This is a genomic window from Microbacterium sp. 2216-1 (assembly GCF_046507855.1).
Lineage (GTDB): Bacteria > Actinomycetota > Actinomycetes > Actinomycetales > Microbacteriaceae > Microbacterium > Microbacterium esteraromaticum_C.
In genome coordinates this window covers 1-15,504 of the sequence record NZ_JBKFTM010000002.1, presented here as the reverse complement: position 1 = coordinate 15,504, position 15,504 = coordinate 1, and the positions used below count along the sequence as shown (strand labels likewise).

15 protein-coding genes are annotated in these 15,504 nt (G+C 69.5%); 2 read left to right on the top strand and 13 right to left on the bottom strand.

Annotated elements, in window-relative coordinates; all coding sequences use genetic code 11:
* Positions 1-25 precede the first annotated feature (25 nt).
* A complete protein-coding gene (locus tag ACLD0U_RS08035; protein ID WP_410340295.1) occupies positions 26-2,173 on the top strand; it encodes an ATP-dependent Clp protease ATP-binding subunit in 2,148 nt (715 codons plus the stop codon).
* 110 nt (positions 2,174-2,283) lie between these two features.
* On the opposite strand, the gene ACLD0U_RS08030 is transcribed toward ACLD0U_RS08035, so the two are convergent.
* Both ACLD0U_RS08030 and ACLD0U_RS08025 read right to left on the bottom strand, forming a co-directional pair.
* On the bottom strand, positions 2,284-3,051 hold the full coding sequence (locus ACLD0U_RS08030; protein WP_410340294.1) for an alpha/beta hydrolase: 768 nt from the start codon (positions 3,049-3,051) through the stop codon (positions 2,284-2,286).
* Positions 3,048-3,320 carry a DUF1905 domain-containing protein gene (locus ACLD0U_RS08025; protein WP_410340293.1) on the bottom strand — a complete coding sequence of 91 codons (273 nt, stop codon included), beginning with the start codon at positions 3,318-3,320 and terminating at the stop codon, positions 3,048-3,050. The genes ACLD0U_RS08030 and ACLD0U_RS08025 overlap by 4 nt, the downstream gene beginning before the upstream one ends.
* A gap of 56 nt (positions 3,321-3,376) precedes the next feature.
* Between ACLD0U_RS08025 and ACLD0U_RS08020 the strand changes: the two genes are divergently transcribed.
* Positions 3,377-4,036 (top strand): TetR/AcrR family transcriptional regulator, encoded by a 660-nt coding sequence (locus ACLD0U_RS08020; RefSeq protein WP_410340292.1) that lies wholly within the window; start codon positions 3,377-3,379, stop codon positions 4,034-4,036.
* Between the two features lie 10 nt (positions 4,037-4,046).
* Here the strand turns inward: ACLD0U_RS08020 and ACLD0U_RS08015 are convergent, their stop codons facing one another.
* The 11 genes from ACLD0U_RS08015 to ACLD0U_RS07965 form a co-directional block, all read right to left on the bottom strand.
* Positions 4,047-4,634: a nitroreductase family protein gene (locus tag ACLD0U_RS08015; protein ID WP_410340291.1), complete on the bottom strand. Its 588-nt coding sequence runs from the start codon at positions 4,632-4,634 to the stop codon at positions 4,047-4,049.
* A 248-nt stretch (positions 4,635-4,882) separates the two neighbouring features.
* Positions 4,883-5,992 carry an ABC transporter permease gene (locus ACLD0U_RS08010; protein WP_410340290.1) on the bottom strand — a complete coding sequence of 370 codons (1,110 nt, stop codon included), beginning with the start codon at positions 5,990-5,992 and terminating at the stop codon, positions 4,883-4,885.
* Positions 5,989-6,882 (bottom strand): ABC transporter ATP-binding protein, encoded by an 894-nt coding sequence (locus ACLD0U_RS08005; RefSeq protein ID WP_410340289.1) that lies wholly within the window; start codon positions 6,880-6,882, stop codon positions 5,989-5,991. Before ACLD0U_RS08005 ends, ACLD0U_RS08010 begins: the two co-directional genes overlap by 4 nt.
* 161 nt (positions 6,883-7,043) lie before the next feature.
* Complete coding sequence (locus ACLD0U_RS08000; RefSeq protein ID WP_410340288.1) at positions 7,044-8,234, bottom strand: benzoate/H(+) symporter BenE family transporter; 1,191 nt, start codon at positions 8,232-8,234, stop codon at positions 7,044-7,046.
* A 2-nt stretch (positions 8,235-8,236) separates the two neighbouring features.
* Positions 8,237-8,938 carry a response regulator gene (locus tag ACLD0U_RS07995; RefSeq protein WP_410340287.1) on the bottom strand — a complete coding sequence of 234 codons (702 nt, stop codon included), beginning with the start codon at positions 8,936-8,938 and terminating at the stop codon, positions 8,237-8,239.
* A gap of 34 nt (positions 8,939-8,972) precedes the next feature.
* Positions 8,973-10,262 (bottom strand): sensor histidine kinase, encoded by a 1,290-nt coding sequence (locus ACLD0U_RS07990; protein WP_179411745.1) that lies wholly within the window; start codon positions 10,260-10,262, stop codon positions 8,973-8,975.
* Positions 10,263-10,318: 56 nt separating this feature from the next.
* Complete coding sequence (locus tag ACLD0U_RS07985) at positions 10,319-10,720, bottom strand: RidA family protein (protein ID WP_179409741.1); 402 nt, start codon at positions 10,718-10,720, stop codon at positions 10,319-10,321.
* Between the two features lie 52 nt (positions 10,721-10,772).
* On the bottom strand, positions 10,773-12,023 hold the full coding sequence (locus ACLD0U_RS07980; RefSeq protein WP_410340286.1) for an alanine racemase: 1,251 nt from the start codon (positions 12,021-12,023) through the stop codon (positions 10,773-10,775).
* Positions 12,020-13,606 (bottom strand): N-acyl-D-amino-acid deacylase family protein, encoded by a 1,587-nt coding sequence (locus ACLD0U_RS07975; protein ID WP_410340285.1) that lies wholly within the window; start codon positions 13,604-13,606, stop codon positions 12,020-12,022. Before ACLD0U_RS07975 ends, ACLD0U_RS07980 begins: the two co-directional genes overlap by 4 nt.
* 56 nt (positions 13,607-13,662) lie before the next feature.
* Complete coding sequence (locus ACLD0U_RS07970; protein ID WP_242519361.1) at positions 13,663-14,478, bottom strand: Cof-type HAD-IIB family hydrolase; 816 nt, start codon at positions 14,476-14,478, stop codon at positions 13,663-13,665.
* A gap of 2 nt (positions 14,479-14,480) precedes the next feature.
* Positions 14,481-15,323 carry an exodeoxyribonuclease III gene (locus tag ACLD0U_RS07965; RefSeq protein WP_179409744.1) on the bottom strand — a complete coding sequence of 281 codons (843 nt, stop codon included), beginning with the start codon at positions 15,321-15,323 and terminating at the stop codon, positions 14,481-14,483.
* Positions 15,324-15,504: the final 181 nt, after the last annotated feature.

Below are 15,504 nucleotides of genomic sequence, written 5' to 3'. Positions count from 1 at the left end.
TAAGGAGTCTCCTCAGGAGGAACGAATGGTCAACCCCGCACAGAACGAAGAGCAGCAGAGCGCCCTCGAGCAGTTCGGCATCAATCTCACCGACCGTGCCCGTCAGGGCAAGCTCGATCCGGTGATCGGTCGAGACAGCGAGATCCGCCGCGTGAGCCAGGTGCTCACCCGGCGCACCAAGAACAACCCCGTGCTCATCGGGGAACCCGGCGTCGGCAAGACCGCCGTCGCCGAAGGGCTCGCTCAGCGGATCGTCGCGGGAGACGTGGCCGAGTCGCTCAAAGACAAGGAGCTCATCTCGCTCGACATCTCGGCGCTGGTCGCCGGTGCGATGTACCGCGGGCAGTTCGAGGAGCGGTTGAAGAGCGTTCTGAAGGAGATCACCGAGTCCGAGGGTCGGGTGATCACCTTCATCGACGAGCTGCACGTGCTGATGGGGGCCGGCGGCGGTGAGGGCTCGGTGGCGGCATCCAACATGCTCAAGCCCATGCTCGCCCGCGGTGAACTGCGCCTGATCGGCGCGACGACGCTCAACGAGTACCGCGAGTTCATCGAGAAGGATGCCGCCCTCGAACGCCGCTTCCAGCAGGTGTACGTGGGTGAGCCGTCGGTCGAGGACACCGTCGCGATCCTGCGCGGGCTGAAGGGGCGCTACGAGGCGCACCACGGGGTGACGATCTCGGACAGCGCACTCGTCGCGGCGGCCTCGCTCTCGAACCGCTATCTGCCCAGCCGGCAGTTGCCCGACAAGGCCATCGACCTTGTCGACGAGGCCATGTCGCGCCTGAAGATGGAGATCGACTCGTCGCCGGTCGAGATCGACGAGCTCAAGCGCCAGGTCGATCGGATGCGGCTCGAAGAACTCGCGCTCAAGCGCGAGAAGGACGCCGCGTCGAAGGAGCGCCTCGCGGCGCTGCGCGAGCAACTCACCGGTCTGGAGCATGAACTCGCCGGTCTCGAAGAGCGCTGGGCCCGCGAGCGCCAGGGCCTCAACCGGGTCGGCGAGCTCAAGAAGAAGCTCGACGATGCCATCACCCAGCGTGATCTCGCCATGCGCGATGCTGACTACACCCGGGCATCCAAGCTCGAGTACGAGACGATCAAGCGCCTGCAGGCCGAGATCGCCGAGGCCGAGCAGGCCGAGGCCGCCGTCTCCAGCGAGGGCCGCATGGTCAACGAGCAGGTCAGCGACGAAGACATCGCCGCGGTGATCGCGGCGTGGACGGGCATCCCCGTCGGGCGCCTGCTGCAGGGTGAGAGCGAGAAGCTGCTGCACCTCGAGAACGAGCTGGGCAAGCGGCTGATCGGGCAGAAGGACGCCGTCACGGCGGTATCGGATGCTGTACGTCGCTCGCGTGCGGGGATCAGCGATCCCGGTCGTCCGACCGGATCGTTCCTGTTCCTCGGCCCGACCGGCGTCGGCAAGACCGAGTTGGCCAAGGCGCTCGCCGAGTTCCTCTTCGACGACGAGCACGCCATGGTGCGCATCGACATGAGCGAGTACGGCGAGAAGCACTCGGTCTCGCGTCTGGTGGGTGCCCCTCCCGGGTACATCGGCTATGAGCAGGGCGGGCAGCTGACCGAGGCCGTTCGTCGTCGTCCGTACTCTGTGGTGCTGCTCGACGAGGTCGAGAAGGCGCACCCCGAGGTGTTCGACGTGTTGCTGCAGGTGCTCGACGACGGTCGCCTGACCGATGGTCAGGGGCGCACGGTCGACTTCTCGAACGTGATTCTGATCCTGACGAGCAACATCGGCTCGCCGATCCTGATCGACCCGATCATGTCGACCGAGCAGAAGCGCGAGCAGGTGATGGCGCTGGTGCGGCAGTCGTTCCGCCCCGAGTTCCTGAACCGACTCGATGACATCGTGATGTTCCAGGCGCTGAGCGAGGACGACCTGGCGCAGATCGTCGAGCTGTCGGTGGATCAGCTGCAGCGTCGGCTGGCGGATCGCCGGCTCACTCTGGCCGTCACCCCGGGTGCCCGCGCCTGGCTCGCCGAGCGCGGCTACGACCCGGTGTTCGGTGCCCGCCCGCTGCGCCGGCTCATCCAGACCGAGGTGCAGAACCGGCTTGCGACGGCGCTGCTGTCGGGCAACGTGCACGATGGCGACACCGTGCGCGTCGACGTCGCGGCCGACGGCGCCGGCCTGGTGCTCACCAGCCAGTCCTGACCCCGGCCCTTTCCGCCTCCGTCTATTCGTCACAAACCCGCGCTATCGGGCCCGTTTTCGGGCGGTTTGTGACGAATAGACGGGGGAGGGGTGAGAGGGGCAGGGGGCGGTCAGGAGAGCGGATGCAGGAAATCGGCCAGACGTTGCGCCATGGCATCCGCATTCCAGGAGTGGTCGGATCCGGGCATCCGCTCGGAGGTTCCGGTCGCGGCGGCGGCCGCCAACGCGTCGGCCGTAGCGACCATGCCCGGGAACGTCTCGGTCGCCGTGAGTGCGACCAGCGGCGCTGACGTGGCGTACCCGCGCTGCTCGACGGCGGCCAGCGCCTCACCATCGGGAACCCAGCCGAGCACGACCCGCGGATACTCGGGGGTCTGCTTCAGCGCATCGAGCCACTCCGGTGGCATCCCGGCCATGTATCGCGCGACCGCCGCCTCAAGGTCGCCGGCGTCGATCGATTCGCGCACCGATGCCCACCATGCCGCCGCTCCTTCGGGAAAGAGGCCGAGCGGCGCTTCCCACAAGAACATCCCGGCGACGTTCGGCACTCTGGCGGCCGCGAGCATCGCGAGTGCGCACCCCGATGAGTGGCCGACGAGTACGACAGGAGCGCGGGAGATCGCGGCGAGTTCGGTGATCGCGGCCAGCTGTGCGTCGAGTGTGATGGGGCCGTTCGACACGCTCTCGCCGCGTCCCAGGCGGTCGGCGAACAGCGAACGGATTCCCTGGGTGGCCAGGAGTTCGGCCGTGGCCCTCGTGGTCGGGTCGCCGGCGCGATCCGGGCCGGCGCCCGTGATGAACATGACTGCGGGGGCATCCGCCGGACCGGAATCGTCGTAGGCGATGAGGTCGCCTCTCGCCGTGGTCAGGACGCTCACGCTGCGGCCTCGATCCTCACCGCGATCGTGTCGCCCACATCCTTGCCGAGCATCCTGCGTGTCGCGGCCTTGACCGGACCGAGATGGTACCCGTGCCCCGAGGGCAGCAACGTCAGAGCCACCGTGACGGCGTCCAACGTGCCCACGACGCGTACCGGCTTCCCCGTGCCGAACGCTTCGGCAGACCCGGGTGCTTCGAACACGATCCATCCGCCGGCTTCGCTTGCGCGGACCAGCTCTGCGTCGAACTGCATGGATGGTGAGGGCATGGAGCACCACTTTCCAGACTGATCGGTGTGATTTCTCTCAAACTAGACTCATGCGTATGAAAACGTCAAGCGCCAATCGTGCGCTGCGCCCCTCGTCCGTCGCGAAGCGCGAGGCGATCCTCGATGCCGCGCAGGTCGAGTTCCTCGCGCACGGCTACGAGCGAGTGACCATGGATGCCATCGCGCGTCGTTCTGGTGTTGCCAAGCAGACGCTCTATGGTCACTTCGGCGCCAAGGAGGCGCTCTTCCTCGAACTCGTGCGCTCGCAAACCCGTGCGGCGACCGAGCGTGTGCATCGCAAAGAGGCGAGCGGCGATGAAGGCGCGCGGGAGCAACTCGAGCGGGTGTTGATCCAGCAGCTGCAGACGGTGCTCGCGCCGAATCTGCTCGCGCTGCGCCGGCTGGTCATCGGACTCATGGCACAGTTTCCTGAGCTGGCCCGCGAGCTCTACGAACAGGGGGCGCAGCAGGCGATCCGGGCGCTGGCCCAGCGTCTGGAGGTGCTGACGTCGGCCGGTGAACTCGCCGTCAGCGACCCGGCACGCGCAGCGACGCAACTGAACTGGCTCGTCATGGGCGAGCCAGTGAACCGGGCGATGCTGCTCGGCGACGCCGCGGCGCTGGGCGACAGAACGGTCGAAGAGCACGTCACCGCGGCGCTCGATGTGTTTCTGGCGGCTTACGGCGTAGCATCCGATTCCGCCCCCTCGCGGTGAGGGGTGGGCGTCAGGCGTTGACGAGCACCGTGTCGGCGAGGGGACGGCGCACGCGCGGGGCGGTCTCGCGCTCCTGCAGCACCTCGGGAAGGCGCGCGGCGTCGCCGATCTCACCCAGCGCCAGCACCGTCATCGGCGCGAAACGCTCATCGAGACCGAACGTCTCGCTCACCTGAGCGGCGTTGAAACCGCTCATCTGGTGCACGTGCAGTCCGTCATGGTGCGCCTGCACCGACAGGTGAGCGACGGCCTGACCGAGGTCGTAGACCGCGTGGCTGATCGGGGCGCCGTCGGCGCCCGCGACCTCGGCCACTGCGACGATCAGCACGGCCGCGTCGCCGGCCCACGTCTGGTTGAATCCGACGAGAGCCGAGTGGATGCCATGGTGCGCCGCCGATCCGCGCCGGGCGACGATGAACCGCCAGGGCTGCGAGTTGCTCGCGCTGGGCGACCACCGTGCGGCTTCGAGAGCGGATGCCAGCTTCGCCTCGTCGATGGGGGCCTCAGCCTCGTAGGCGCGAGGGCTCCAGCGCCCGGCGAGGACGTCGAGCACGGGGTGATCGGTCTGGGCGGCGCGGTCGAGGACGGAGTTGCTCACAGGAGGGTCCTTTCGGAGTGTCGGTCAAAGAGGACCCCATCGTCCGAACTCTGCAACCATCCTATGCACGCGCATATTCCGGACCCGTCGCGCTCCCGTGCGCCGCGCTACGCGCCCCGGCCCCTTGGGTGAAAAACCACTTCCCGCTTGAGAAACCACGTGTATGCGTGTTTCTCAAACGGGAAGTGGTTTCTCAGCGGAAGGCGAGCGCGCGAGCCGGCCAGCGAGCCGGCCAGCGAGCGGGGCGCCTAGCCGCGCAGGGCGTCCTTCAGCGAGACGCGGGCGCCCATCCGCAGCAGCGAGTTCTCGTAGATCTTCGCGCCGAGCAGGATCATCGCCACGCACGACGCCAGCAGCAGTGCGAGCGCCGCCAGCGGCTCCCACCACTGGGCCTCGCTGAAGAACAGGCGGATCGGCATGGCCACGGGGGCCGAGAACGGCACGTACGACAGCACGGTCATCACCGTGCTGTTGCCGCCGAAGAAGATCACCAGGAAGTACGGGATCATCGTCAGGTACATCACCGGTGTCAGGGTCGCGCCGGCATCCTCCTGTCGCGACACCAACGACCCGGCCGCGGCGAACATCGCCGCCAGCAGGATGAACCCGAACAGGAAGAACACCGCGAACCACAGCGCCGGCGCCCCGAACCCTCGCAGCAGATCATCCTGACCCGTCACGATCAGCCCGACCATGGCCACGCCGATCAGCAGCAGAATCTGCCCGAGCGCGAGCACGGTGTTGCCGATCACCTTTCCGGCCAGCATCACCCGTGCGGGGATGGCCGAGAGCAGGATCTCGATGATCCGCGTCTGCTTCTCTTCGACCACGCTGGTGGTGATCGGTGTGCCGAACGAGATCGCCGCCATCATGAACACCATGCCGAACAGCAGCCCCAGCACGGACCGGGCCCCGAAATCGGGGGCGTCGGGAGTGAGCAGTTCAACGGTCGGCGCAACCGATACCGCCGCGACCAGCCCGTCGGGCGCCGACTCATCGGCGATGATGATCACGCCCGTCGGCGATGCGCTGTCTTCGATGACCGCGGCCTCGACGTCGCCCGAGCGCACCAGCTCTTCGGCATCCGCCCGCCCGGCGACCTCGGTGACCTGGTAGGCGTCCGACGCGGCCAGCCCATCGGCGGCGCTACCGACCGCGGCGATCGAAGTGGTGCCGCTGCTGCTGGAGGCGATGCCCATCCAGAGGATGCCACCGAACACGGCCAGCACCAGGATCACCGTCGAGATCAGGAACGCCTTGCTGCGCACACGCGCGCCGATCTCGCGTTCGGCGACGAGCCAGGCACCCCGTGAGGTGGACAGGGCACGCGGGCGCGCCGGAGCGGTCGGGATGCTCATCGGATGACCTCCTTGAAGATCTGGGCGAGGGTGGGGCGCTGCGGAGCGAAGTGCGAGACGGCGCCGTCGGCCAGCGCGCGGCGCAGCACACGCTGCGCGGTGTCGTCGTGGTCGACGTCGAAGATCGCGTCGCCGGCCTCGAAGTCGATCACGGTCACGCCGGGCTCGGTGCGCAGCCAGCCGACGTCCGATGTGCTCTGCAGCTCCCACCGCGGTGCGGAGTGCTCTGCGCGCAGGTCGGCACGCGGACCCGCCGCGCGGATCGTTCCGTCGGCGATGATGATCAGGTCGTCGCACAGCCGCTCGACGACATCGAGCTGATGCGACGAGAACAGGATGGCGGCGCCCTGCGCGGCGCGCGTCTGCAGCACACCGGCGACGACATCGACCGCGAGCGGGTCGAGACCCGAGAACGGCTCGTCGAGGATCAGCACCTCGGGGTCGTGCACGAGAGCGGCGGCGATCTGCGCGCGCTGCTGGTTACCCAGCGACAGCGCCTCGATCTTGTCGTCCAGGCGTTCGCCGAGACCGAGTTCGGTCAGCAGCGCGGTGGCGCGTTCGGTGGCATCCGCTTTGCTGAATCCGTGCAGTCGCGCGAGGTAGACGACCTGCTCGAGCACCTTCATCTTCGGGTACAGGCCGCGCTCCTCGGGCATGTAGCCGAACAGCTGACGGTCGGCGGCGGTGGCCGGAGCGCCGTTGATGCTGACGGTGCCGGCATCGGCCGCGAGCACACCGAGGATGATGCGCATCGTGGTGGTCTTACCGGCGCCGTTGCCGCCGACGAAGCCCGTCAGTCGCCCCGGGGCGACGTCGAATCGGAGGCTGTCGAGCACCGCCCGGGAACCATAGCTCTTGGTGATGCCGTCCAGGCTCAGATGTGTTGCCACGTCGACTCCGTCCACTCAGTGCAGCGCATGCCTCCACGCTACGAATCGGCGGTGCTCGGTGGCATCCCCCGTCGGGCGGATTCTGCGGCATCCGTCGTGCGGGTGACCGGCGGATGCGAAATGACGGATACGAAGCGACGGATGCGGAACGGCGGATGCCCTCAGCGCCGCCCCAGGTGCAGCACGCCGCGCACGATCAGGCCGGCTCCCAGTGCCCAGAACGCCGCGCTGATGCCGAATGCCGCGATGCCGGATGCCGCCACCAGGAACGTGACGACGGCGGGTAGGCGCTCGCCGGGGTCATCGATCGCCTGCTGTACCGACGATCCGAACGCCCCGAGCAGCGCGAGCCCTGCCACCGCGGGGATCACCGCGGCCGGGGCGAGCAGCACCAGGGTGACGAACACCGCCGAGCACGCCCCGAGCGCGATGTACGACACTCCCGTCGAGACGCCGGCCACCCAGCGTCGTGCCGGATCGGGTTCGGCATCGGGAGCCGCGGCCAGGGCCGCGCTGATCGCGGCGAGGTTGATCGCGTGCCCGCCGAAGGGTGCGCCCACCGCTGAGCCGATACCGGTGACGAGCATCGCGGGACGCCACGGGACCTCATAGCCGTAGCTGCGCATGACGGCGATGCCCGGTACGTTCTGCGACGCCATGGTGACGATGAACAGCGGCAGCGCGATGCCGATGATCGAACCCACGGTGAATGTCGGCGCCGTCAGCGTCAGGGTGGGGAGCAGCTGCGCCGGTTCGACCGCCGTGCCCGAGTTCACGATGCCGACGACCACGACGACGGTCGCCGTGGCGAACGACCCGGGCACGGCCCAGCGCGGCGCGATCCGCACCAGCAGCAACCAGGTGAGCACCACCGGCACCACGCCCCAGGGGTTGACGACGATGCCGGTGACGGGAGCGAGGCACAGCGGCAGCAGCACGCCGGCGAGCATCGCCTGGGCGATCGACGGTGGGATCGCCGCGATCAGGGCGCCGAGCCGGGGTACGAGGGCGGTCAGCAGGATCAACGCCGCGGCCACCAGAAACGCCCCGACCGCCGCCGACCAGCGCTGCTCGGGTGCCCCCTCGGTAGCGCTGACGGTGGCCAGCAGTGCGGCACCGGGCGTCGACCAGGCGGCGGTGATCGGCATCCGGTACCGCCACGCGAGGACGACGCAGGCCAGGCCCATCGTGAGGCTCAGCATCAGCAGGCCGCTCGCCGCCTGTGCCGGGCTCGCCCCGACCGCGTCGAGTCCGGTGAGCACCACGGCGAACGAGCTGGTGAATCCGACCAGGGCCGTGACGATGCCCGCCACGATGGGGCGCGACAGCGACGTGGAACCCGATCGTGTCACGGTCAGGCCAGTCCCTGCCGGTGGGCGATCACAACGGCCTGCACGCGGTCCCGTGCGCCGAGTTTCTGCAGGATGCGCGACACGTGGGTCTTCACGGTCGCCTCGCCGATGAACAGGGCCGAGGCGATCTCAGCGTTGCTGCGGGCATCCGCCATCAGTGCGAGCACGTCGCTCTCGCGCTCGGTGAGCGCTTCGGTCGCGACGAGTGCGGTCGCGGGGTGCGCGGGCGCCGTGGCACGAACGGGCGGAGCGGCGGGCGCGGGGGTGACGGATGCTGCGAAGCGGGCCAGCACACGGCGCGTGACTTCGGGCGCCAGCATCCCGTCGCCGGAGGCCAGTGCGCGCACGGCGGAGATGAGCTCTTCGGGGCCGGCGTTCTTCAGCAGGAACCCGCTGGCCCCGGCCTCCAGCGCGGCGAAGAGGTACTCGTCGCGGTCGAAGGTGGTGACGATCGCGATCGCGGATGCCACGTGCCCTGCGCCGACGATGCGGCGGGTGGCTTCGAGGCCGTCCATGTCGGGCATCTGCACGTCCATGGTGATCACGTCGGGTGCCAGCCGGGCCGCGAGGTCGACCGCGTCGGTGCCGGTCGCGGCCTCGCCGACGACGTCGATGTCGGGCTGGGTGCCGAGAATCGCGCGGAACCCGGCACGTAGCATGCTGTGGTCGTCGACGATCAGCACGCGGATCGGAGAGTCGGTCATGGCGTCCTTCGAGAGCGGTGGCGGCGGGCGGGCATCAGCGCGCGACCACGGGGGAGCGGGTAGCCGATGTCGCCGGCGATGCGGTGGTGAGGGGAACCGTGACGCGCACGCGGAAGCCACCCTGCGGGCGGGGCAGCAGTTCGATCGTGCCGCCCGACGCCAGCGCACGTTCACGCATGCCGATCTGTCCGAGACCGGCGCGCGGTGCTGAGATCACCCGCCCCGAGTTGAGCACTTCGAGCTCGACGGCATCGGCGTCGTAGCGCACGCGCACGTCGGCAGTGGCGCCGCTCCCGGCGTGCCGGCGGGCGTTCGTCAGCGCCTCCTGGGCGATCCGGTACAGGTTCACGGCGACCGTGCTGGGGACTGCCACCGGCTCACCGATCACCGTGTAGGCGGTGGGCAGACCGGCATCCCGAGACGCCTGCACGAGGTGTTCGATGTCGGTCAGGGTGAGCGCTGCGGCCGAGTCGTCGTGCTCGTCGTCGTGGGCCCGCAGCGTTTCGAGCAGCCGGCGGAAGTCGCCGATCGCCTCGCGGGAGGACTCCTCGACCGCGGCCATCATGGTCTTGGCGCGGGCGGGGTCCTGATCGACGACCAGCCGTGCGGCGCCGGCCTGCACTCCCATCACCGAGACGTGGTGCGCGACGACGTCGTGCAGTTCGCGGGCGATGCGCACGCGGTCGAGGGCCACGGCCTGCGCTGCGGTCACCTCGCGCTCGTGCTCGAGCTCGCGGGTGCGCTCTTCGAGCGCGATGAGCTGCTGGGCGGCGGTCCACGAGCGCTCGCCGAAGTAGTACGCTCCGCCGAAGTAGAGCGCGTTGATGAGCACCTGGATCATCATGTAGGCCAGCACGGGTGAGAACGCGCCGGCGGTGACGTCGGCCTCATCCGCTCCGGTGAGGACCTCGCGGTACATCACCGCGATCAGCCAGATGAACATGCCGACGATGATGCCGACACGCACCCACAGAGCCGCTCGCCGGTTGTTCATCCAGGCGCCCACCGTGTAGATCGCGATGAACATCGCGATATTGATGACGTACACCTCGGGCGCCCGCAGCGAGACGCTGACGAAGAACAGCACTGCGATGAACACGGCGACCAGCGCCGGCCAGCGGCGTCGCAGGGCGAGGGGAGCGGTGACGCCCAGGACGAACAGCAGTGCGGTCCACAGGGGTGCCTGTTCGTCGCCGTAGAAGCCCGCGACGCTCGTCAGACCGGCGCTGATGATGCCGCCGAGCAGCAGCGCCCCGGCCAGGAGCAGGTCCTGTCGCAGTTCCCGCGGGGTCGGGGTGCGCACGAGGGGGGAGGATGCCGACATGAGACCACCGTAGAGCGTGGGGCTCACGTCGGCATCCACCGCGAGGGGGACTGCGCTCAGACGACGGCGAGGGCGTCGATCTCGACGAGCATCTCGGGGTGAGGCAGGCCGGTGAACACCGTGGTGCGGCAGGGCAGCGCGCCGCTGGGCACGTACTTCTGCACGAACTCGCCGTAGGCCTCGTTCATCGCCGGGAAGTTCGCCTGGTCGGTGAGGTAGACACGGAACATCAGCACGTCCTCGACAGAGGCGCCGCCGGCCTCGAGGATCGCGCGCACGTTCTCGAGCGTGCGCAGCGTCTGCGCGTGCACGTCGCCCTCAGCGATGTACGTGTTCGTCTCGGGGTCCATCGGCCCCTGGCCCGAGACCTGCAGCATGTTGCCCTTGCGCAGGCCCTGCGAGAACACGTGGGCGGGTGCCGGGGCGGCGTCGGTGCGGATGACGGTGGTGTCGGTCATTTCTCTCCTTGGGAGTTCTGGTGAAGTTCGGCGTTCTGGTGACGATCGGCGTTCAGGTGAAGTGCAGTCTGATCAGGTCGCGGATGCGCAGGTCATCGTCGACGAGCGGAACGAGTCCCCACCGGTCGAGGGTGGTGCACGGGTGCGAGATGCCCAGCTCGAGAAGGTCGCCGACCCTGGGGGCAGCGGTCTCGCCGGTGGCATCCGCGTCGAATCGGATGAACGCGTGCTGGTCGGCGAGCTGCTCGATCCGGCCGGCGAATGCGCGGGCGGCGGAGCCGTCGCGGCCGCGCACGCCGAGCACGACGGGAAGGTCTTGGTCGAAGCCGACGTCGCGTCGTCCGCACAGTGCGATCACGAGGCCCGGCTCGGGGATGCTGAGCACCGGCGCCCATACCCGGATCGCGGAGCGCAGTTCGGGGCTGCCTGCGCTGGCGCGGGTGAGGGGCGTCGTGCGGGCGTAGAGCCCGTCGTCGTGGGTGAGATACGCACCACTGCGCAGCAGGATGCGCGCGGCGGGGAAACCGCCGTCGACGAGGCCGTCGACCGCTGCGTCGAAGTACGCGCTGCCGCCGAGTGACACGATGCCGTCTTCGGGCAGAAGTCCCTCATCGTTCAGTGCGAGGGTCAGTGCGGCGAGCTCGCGCGCGAAATCGCGTACGTTGTCGGCCTTGGCGGTCTCGGTGTCACCCGCGAGGGTGCCCTCGTAGGTCGCGATACCGACGACGCGGATGCCCGGGGTGCGGGCGGCCTGCTCGGCCAGCGCACGCAGCGCGTCCGCGCCGCGCACGCCGGTGCGTCCGCCGGGGTGCCCCACCTCGAGCAGCACGTCGAGGGGACGCTGATCGGCGGGGCCGGCGAGCAGCGCGAGGCCGTCAAGGGAGTCGGCGTACACCGGGCACGCGAACTCCGCATCGGCGGCGAGCTCGGCACGCAGCCATGCGATGGCTCCCGGCTCGACGAGCTGGTTCGCCAGCAGCAGGCGCGGCAGCCCCGCGGCGCGGTACACGCGCAGCTGCGTGGGGGTCGCCGCCGTGATGCCCCAGGCGCCGGCATCCATCTGCCGCCACGCCAGCGCGGGCGACATCGCGGTCTTGCCGTGCGGGGCGAGCGCCACACCGCGTGAACGCACGTACGTCATCATCTCGGCGATGTTGTGCGCGATCGCCGACTCGTCCAGAGTGAGCTGCGGAAAGTCGCGGTCGGCGGCGAACAGCGAGGTGCCGTGCAGATCGGCCGTGCCGGCATCGTCGAGGCTCGGGCCCAGGCCCTTGGTCAGGCGCAGCGGTGCGGATTCGATCATCGTGAGGGCCTTTCGGTGAGGGTGCCGGCACCCATCGTGCACAGTTCCGCACCCGCGAGAACAGGGGTGCCGCCCACGATGACGTCGGCGATGCCTTCGGCGAGCAGCGTCGGTTCGTCGTAGGTCGCGCGGTCGGTGACCGCGGCGGGGTCGACGAGGCAGAAGTCCGCGCGCGAGTGCGGTCGCACCAGGCCTCGGTCGCCGAAACCGAACCGCCGCGCTGCGCGCAGGGACAGGTGCTCGGCGGCCTCCCACCAGGTCCAGTCCTGCCAGTCGATCACGTGTCTGCGCAGCATCCGCGAGAAGCTGCCCCAGCCGCGGGGGTGCGGATGCCCGCCGAGGAAGATGCCGTCGGAGCTGCCCAGGTGCGCGCGGTGGTTGGCGATCGCACGAACGTCTTCGAGTCGGTTGGCGGCCGGCTGCTGCACGATCGCGCCGGCACCGAGACCGGTTGCGACGATCAGATCGCACACCGTCTCACCGATCGGGCGGCCGACCCGCTCGGCGATCACGGGCAGGGGCAGCCCTTCGGCCCAGACCCAGTCGGGGTGGTCGGCGACGCTGATGGTGACGCGGCCGAGCAGGTCGGCGATGCCGGGGAACCACTCGCGTTCCAGGCGCTCGCGTGTCGCCGTGTCGGCCAGCACCGCGAGCGTGCGGTGCGGGCCCTCCTGCTGCAGGGCGGCGGGGATCGCCAGCATGGCGAGGATCGTGTTGCCGCGACGGTACGGGTAGGCGTCGAACGTCAGGTCGATGCCCTCGTCGAGTGCCGCGTCGACGATCGGCAGCGCCAGGTCGGCCGGAGCGTGCAGGTGCGCCACATGCACCGGGGCGCCGGTGTCACGGGCCAGGGCGATCAGCTCGCCGAGCCCCGCGGGCGCATCGGCCTCGTATCCGCGCACGTGCGCGACGAGCGGCAGCCCGGTGTCGGCACCGATCTCGGCGTAACGCCGCAGCTCGGCAGGGTCGGCGAACCCGCCGGGCACATACTCCAAGCCGAGAGAGATGCCGGTCGCGCCCTCGCTGATCGCCGCGCGAGTGATCTCTTCGCTCTCGTCGAGCTGGCGGGCGGTGAGCGGGGCGGCCGAGAATCCGCTGATCGCCGTGCGCACCGTGCCGGCGGGCACGAGCAGGGTGCTCGTCAGGCGCGACGCCCGCGCGAAGTGCGCCAGCATGCGCCCCGCACTCATGCCGTGCGGGTGTTCTGCGGGCAGCGGACCGTTGACGGCGGCGAAATAGCGTTCGTTCAGCGGTGCGGTCTGCGGCGTCGTTGGTGCGAACGAGACACCGTCCTGGCCGAGCACCACACCGGTCAGGCCCTGACGCAGCAGGGCGAGCTCGCGGTCGTCCCGTCCGAGGGCGCCCTCGCCGTGACTGTGCGCGTCGATGAAGCCCGGCATCAGCACACGACCGGCGGCGTCGATCACCGCCGTGCCCTCCGGGAGGTCGTTGGCGCCGGCAGGAAGAACGTCGGCCACGCGCCCGTCGGCGATGAGCACGGTTCCGCGGTCGAGGTCCGCCGTTCCGGCGGTCGGGAAGCGCGCATCCCGGATGGCGAGCGGTCGCTGTGCCGACCCGGTCATGCTCAACCCCTTTTGTTAGCGACGTGTACTTACAGTGTCTCACGTCGCCCGGGGCGTCAGATCGCCAGCATCCGCTCGATCACTGTCGCGACGCCGTGCTCGTCATTGGTGACCGAGACCTCGTCGGCCGCCGCGCGCACCACGTCGACAGCGTTGGCGACGGCGACGCCGTGCCCCGCCCACCGCAGCATTTCGAGATCGTTCAACGCATCGCCGAACGCGAGCACGTCATGCTGCTGCACGCCGAGGTGCGCGCACAAGCGGGCGAGGCCGGTCGCCTTGGTCACTCCCTGCGCCATCACCTCGACGAACGGCGCACCCGACAGTGTCGCCTCGAAGCCGGTCATCCCGAGCGCCGTGAGTGCCTCGAACAGCGCACTCGGGGCGAGCTCGGGATGCCGGATCACGAGCTTCAGGCTGGGTGCGGCCAACACCTGGTCGAGGTCGACTCCGCCCATCGTGCGCGGGTCACGCTTGTGATCCGAGAGCGCGGCGACCTCGGCGTAGCCGTGCTGGGCGATGAACGACTCCCCGCCCTCGCGCACACTGGCGAACAGCAGATCGGGGATCGTCTCCCGCAGCGCATCGGCGAGCGTGCGGATCGTCTCGGACGGCAGCTCCTCGGCGAACAGCATCCGCCCCGTCGTCAGGTGCACGCCGAACGCCCCGTTGCCGCACAGCGCCCACTCCTCGAAGCCGGCGTCGCCGGCGAGAGCGCGCAGTCCGATCGGCTGGCGCGCCGTGACCGGCACGACGTGGATGCCCCTGTCTCGGGCCGCATCCAGCGCGCGGCGTGTGCGCGGGCTGACCGATGAATCGGAATCGAGCAGGGTGCCGTCGAGATCGGTGGCGATCAGCCGGGGCATCGTCATCGTCAGGCGAAGATCATCGGCAGGTCGTCGTCGTCCTCGTCGCCCCGGTCGATGTCGACCACCACCGGGACGTGGTCGCTGGGCTGCTCGCCCTTGCGCTCATCGCGATGGATCGACGCGCCGGTCACCGCCTCGGCGAACGTGCGCGACCCGAGCACGAAGTCGATGCGGATGCCCTCATTGCGGGGGAACTTCAGCCGCTGGTAGTCCCAGTACGTGAAGCCCTCGGGGATCAACGGCCGCACCACATCGGTGACACCGGCCTTCTCAAGCGCGAAGAACGCCTCGCGCTCTGCGGGCGAGACGTGGGTCGAGACGCCCTCGACGATCGACGGGTCACCGTTGTCGTGGTCGAACGGAATGATGTTGAAGTCGCCCACCAGCGCGAGCGGCAGGTCGGGGTTGGCGGCCAACTCGGCGGCCGTCGCGGTACGCAGCGCCTCGAGCCAGTGCAGCTTGTACGTGTAGTGCTCATCGCCCAGCGCTCGACCGTTCGGCACGTACAGGCTCCAGACGCGCACACCGTCGACCATGACCCCGAGCGCGCGGGCCTCCAGCGGCGCGTCCGGCCCCTCGTGCCCCTTCGCGAAGCCGGGCTGGCCGGCGAACGAGGTGCGCACATCGGTGATCGGAAGGCGGCTGGCGATGGCCACGCCGTTCCACTGGTTCAGGCCGTGCGCCTCGACGTGGTACCCGGCGGCCTCGAACGGCTCGTAGGGGAACTGCTCGGGCTTGCACTTGATCTCTTGGAAGGCGAGCACGTCGATGTCTTCGCGCACCGCGAAGTCGACGGCGCGCGAGACGCGCGTGCGGATCGAGTTGATGTTCCAGGTGGCCAGACGCATGCATCCAGCCTATTCGGGCCCGCCGACACCCTGCTCCGCCCGGCGGCCGCGGGCAGTGCCGATTCCAGTTGTGCGCCCAGAGCGCCACGACGGCGTCGGCTAGGTGTAGTTCCTCGGGAGGTTGTGAACGCGTGACATAGAGAAGACCTCCGGCAAGGATGTGGGTTACCACACTCGCATC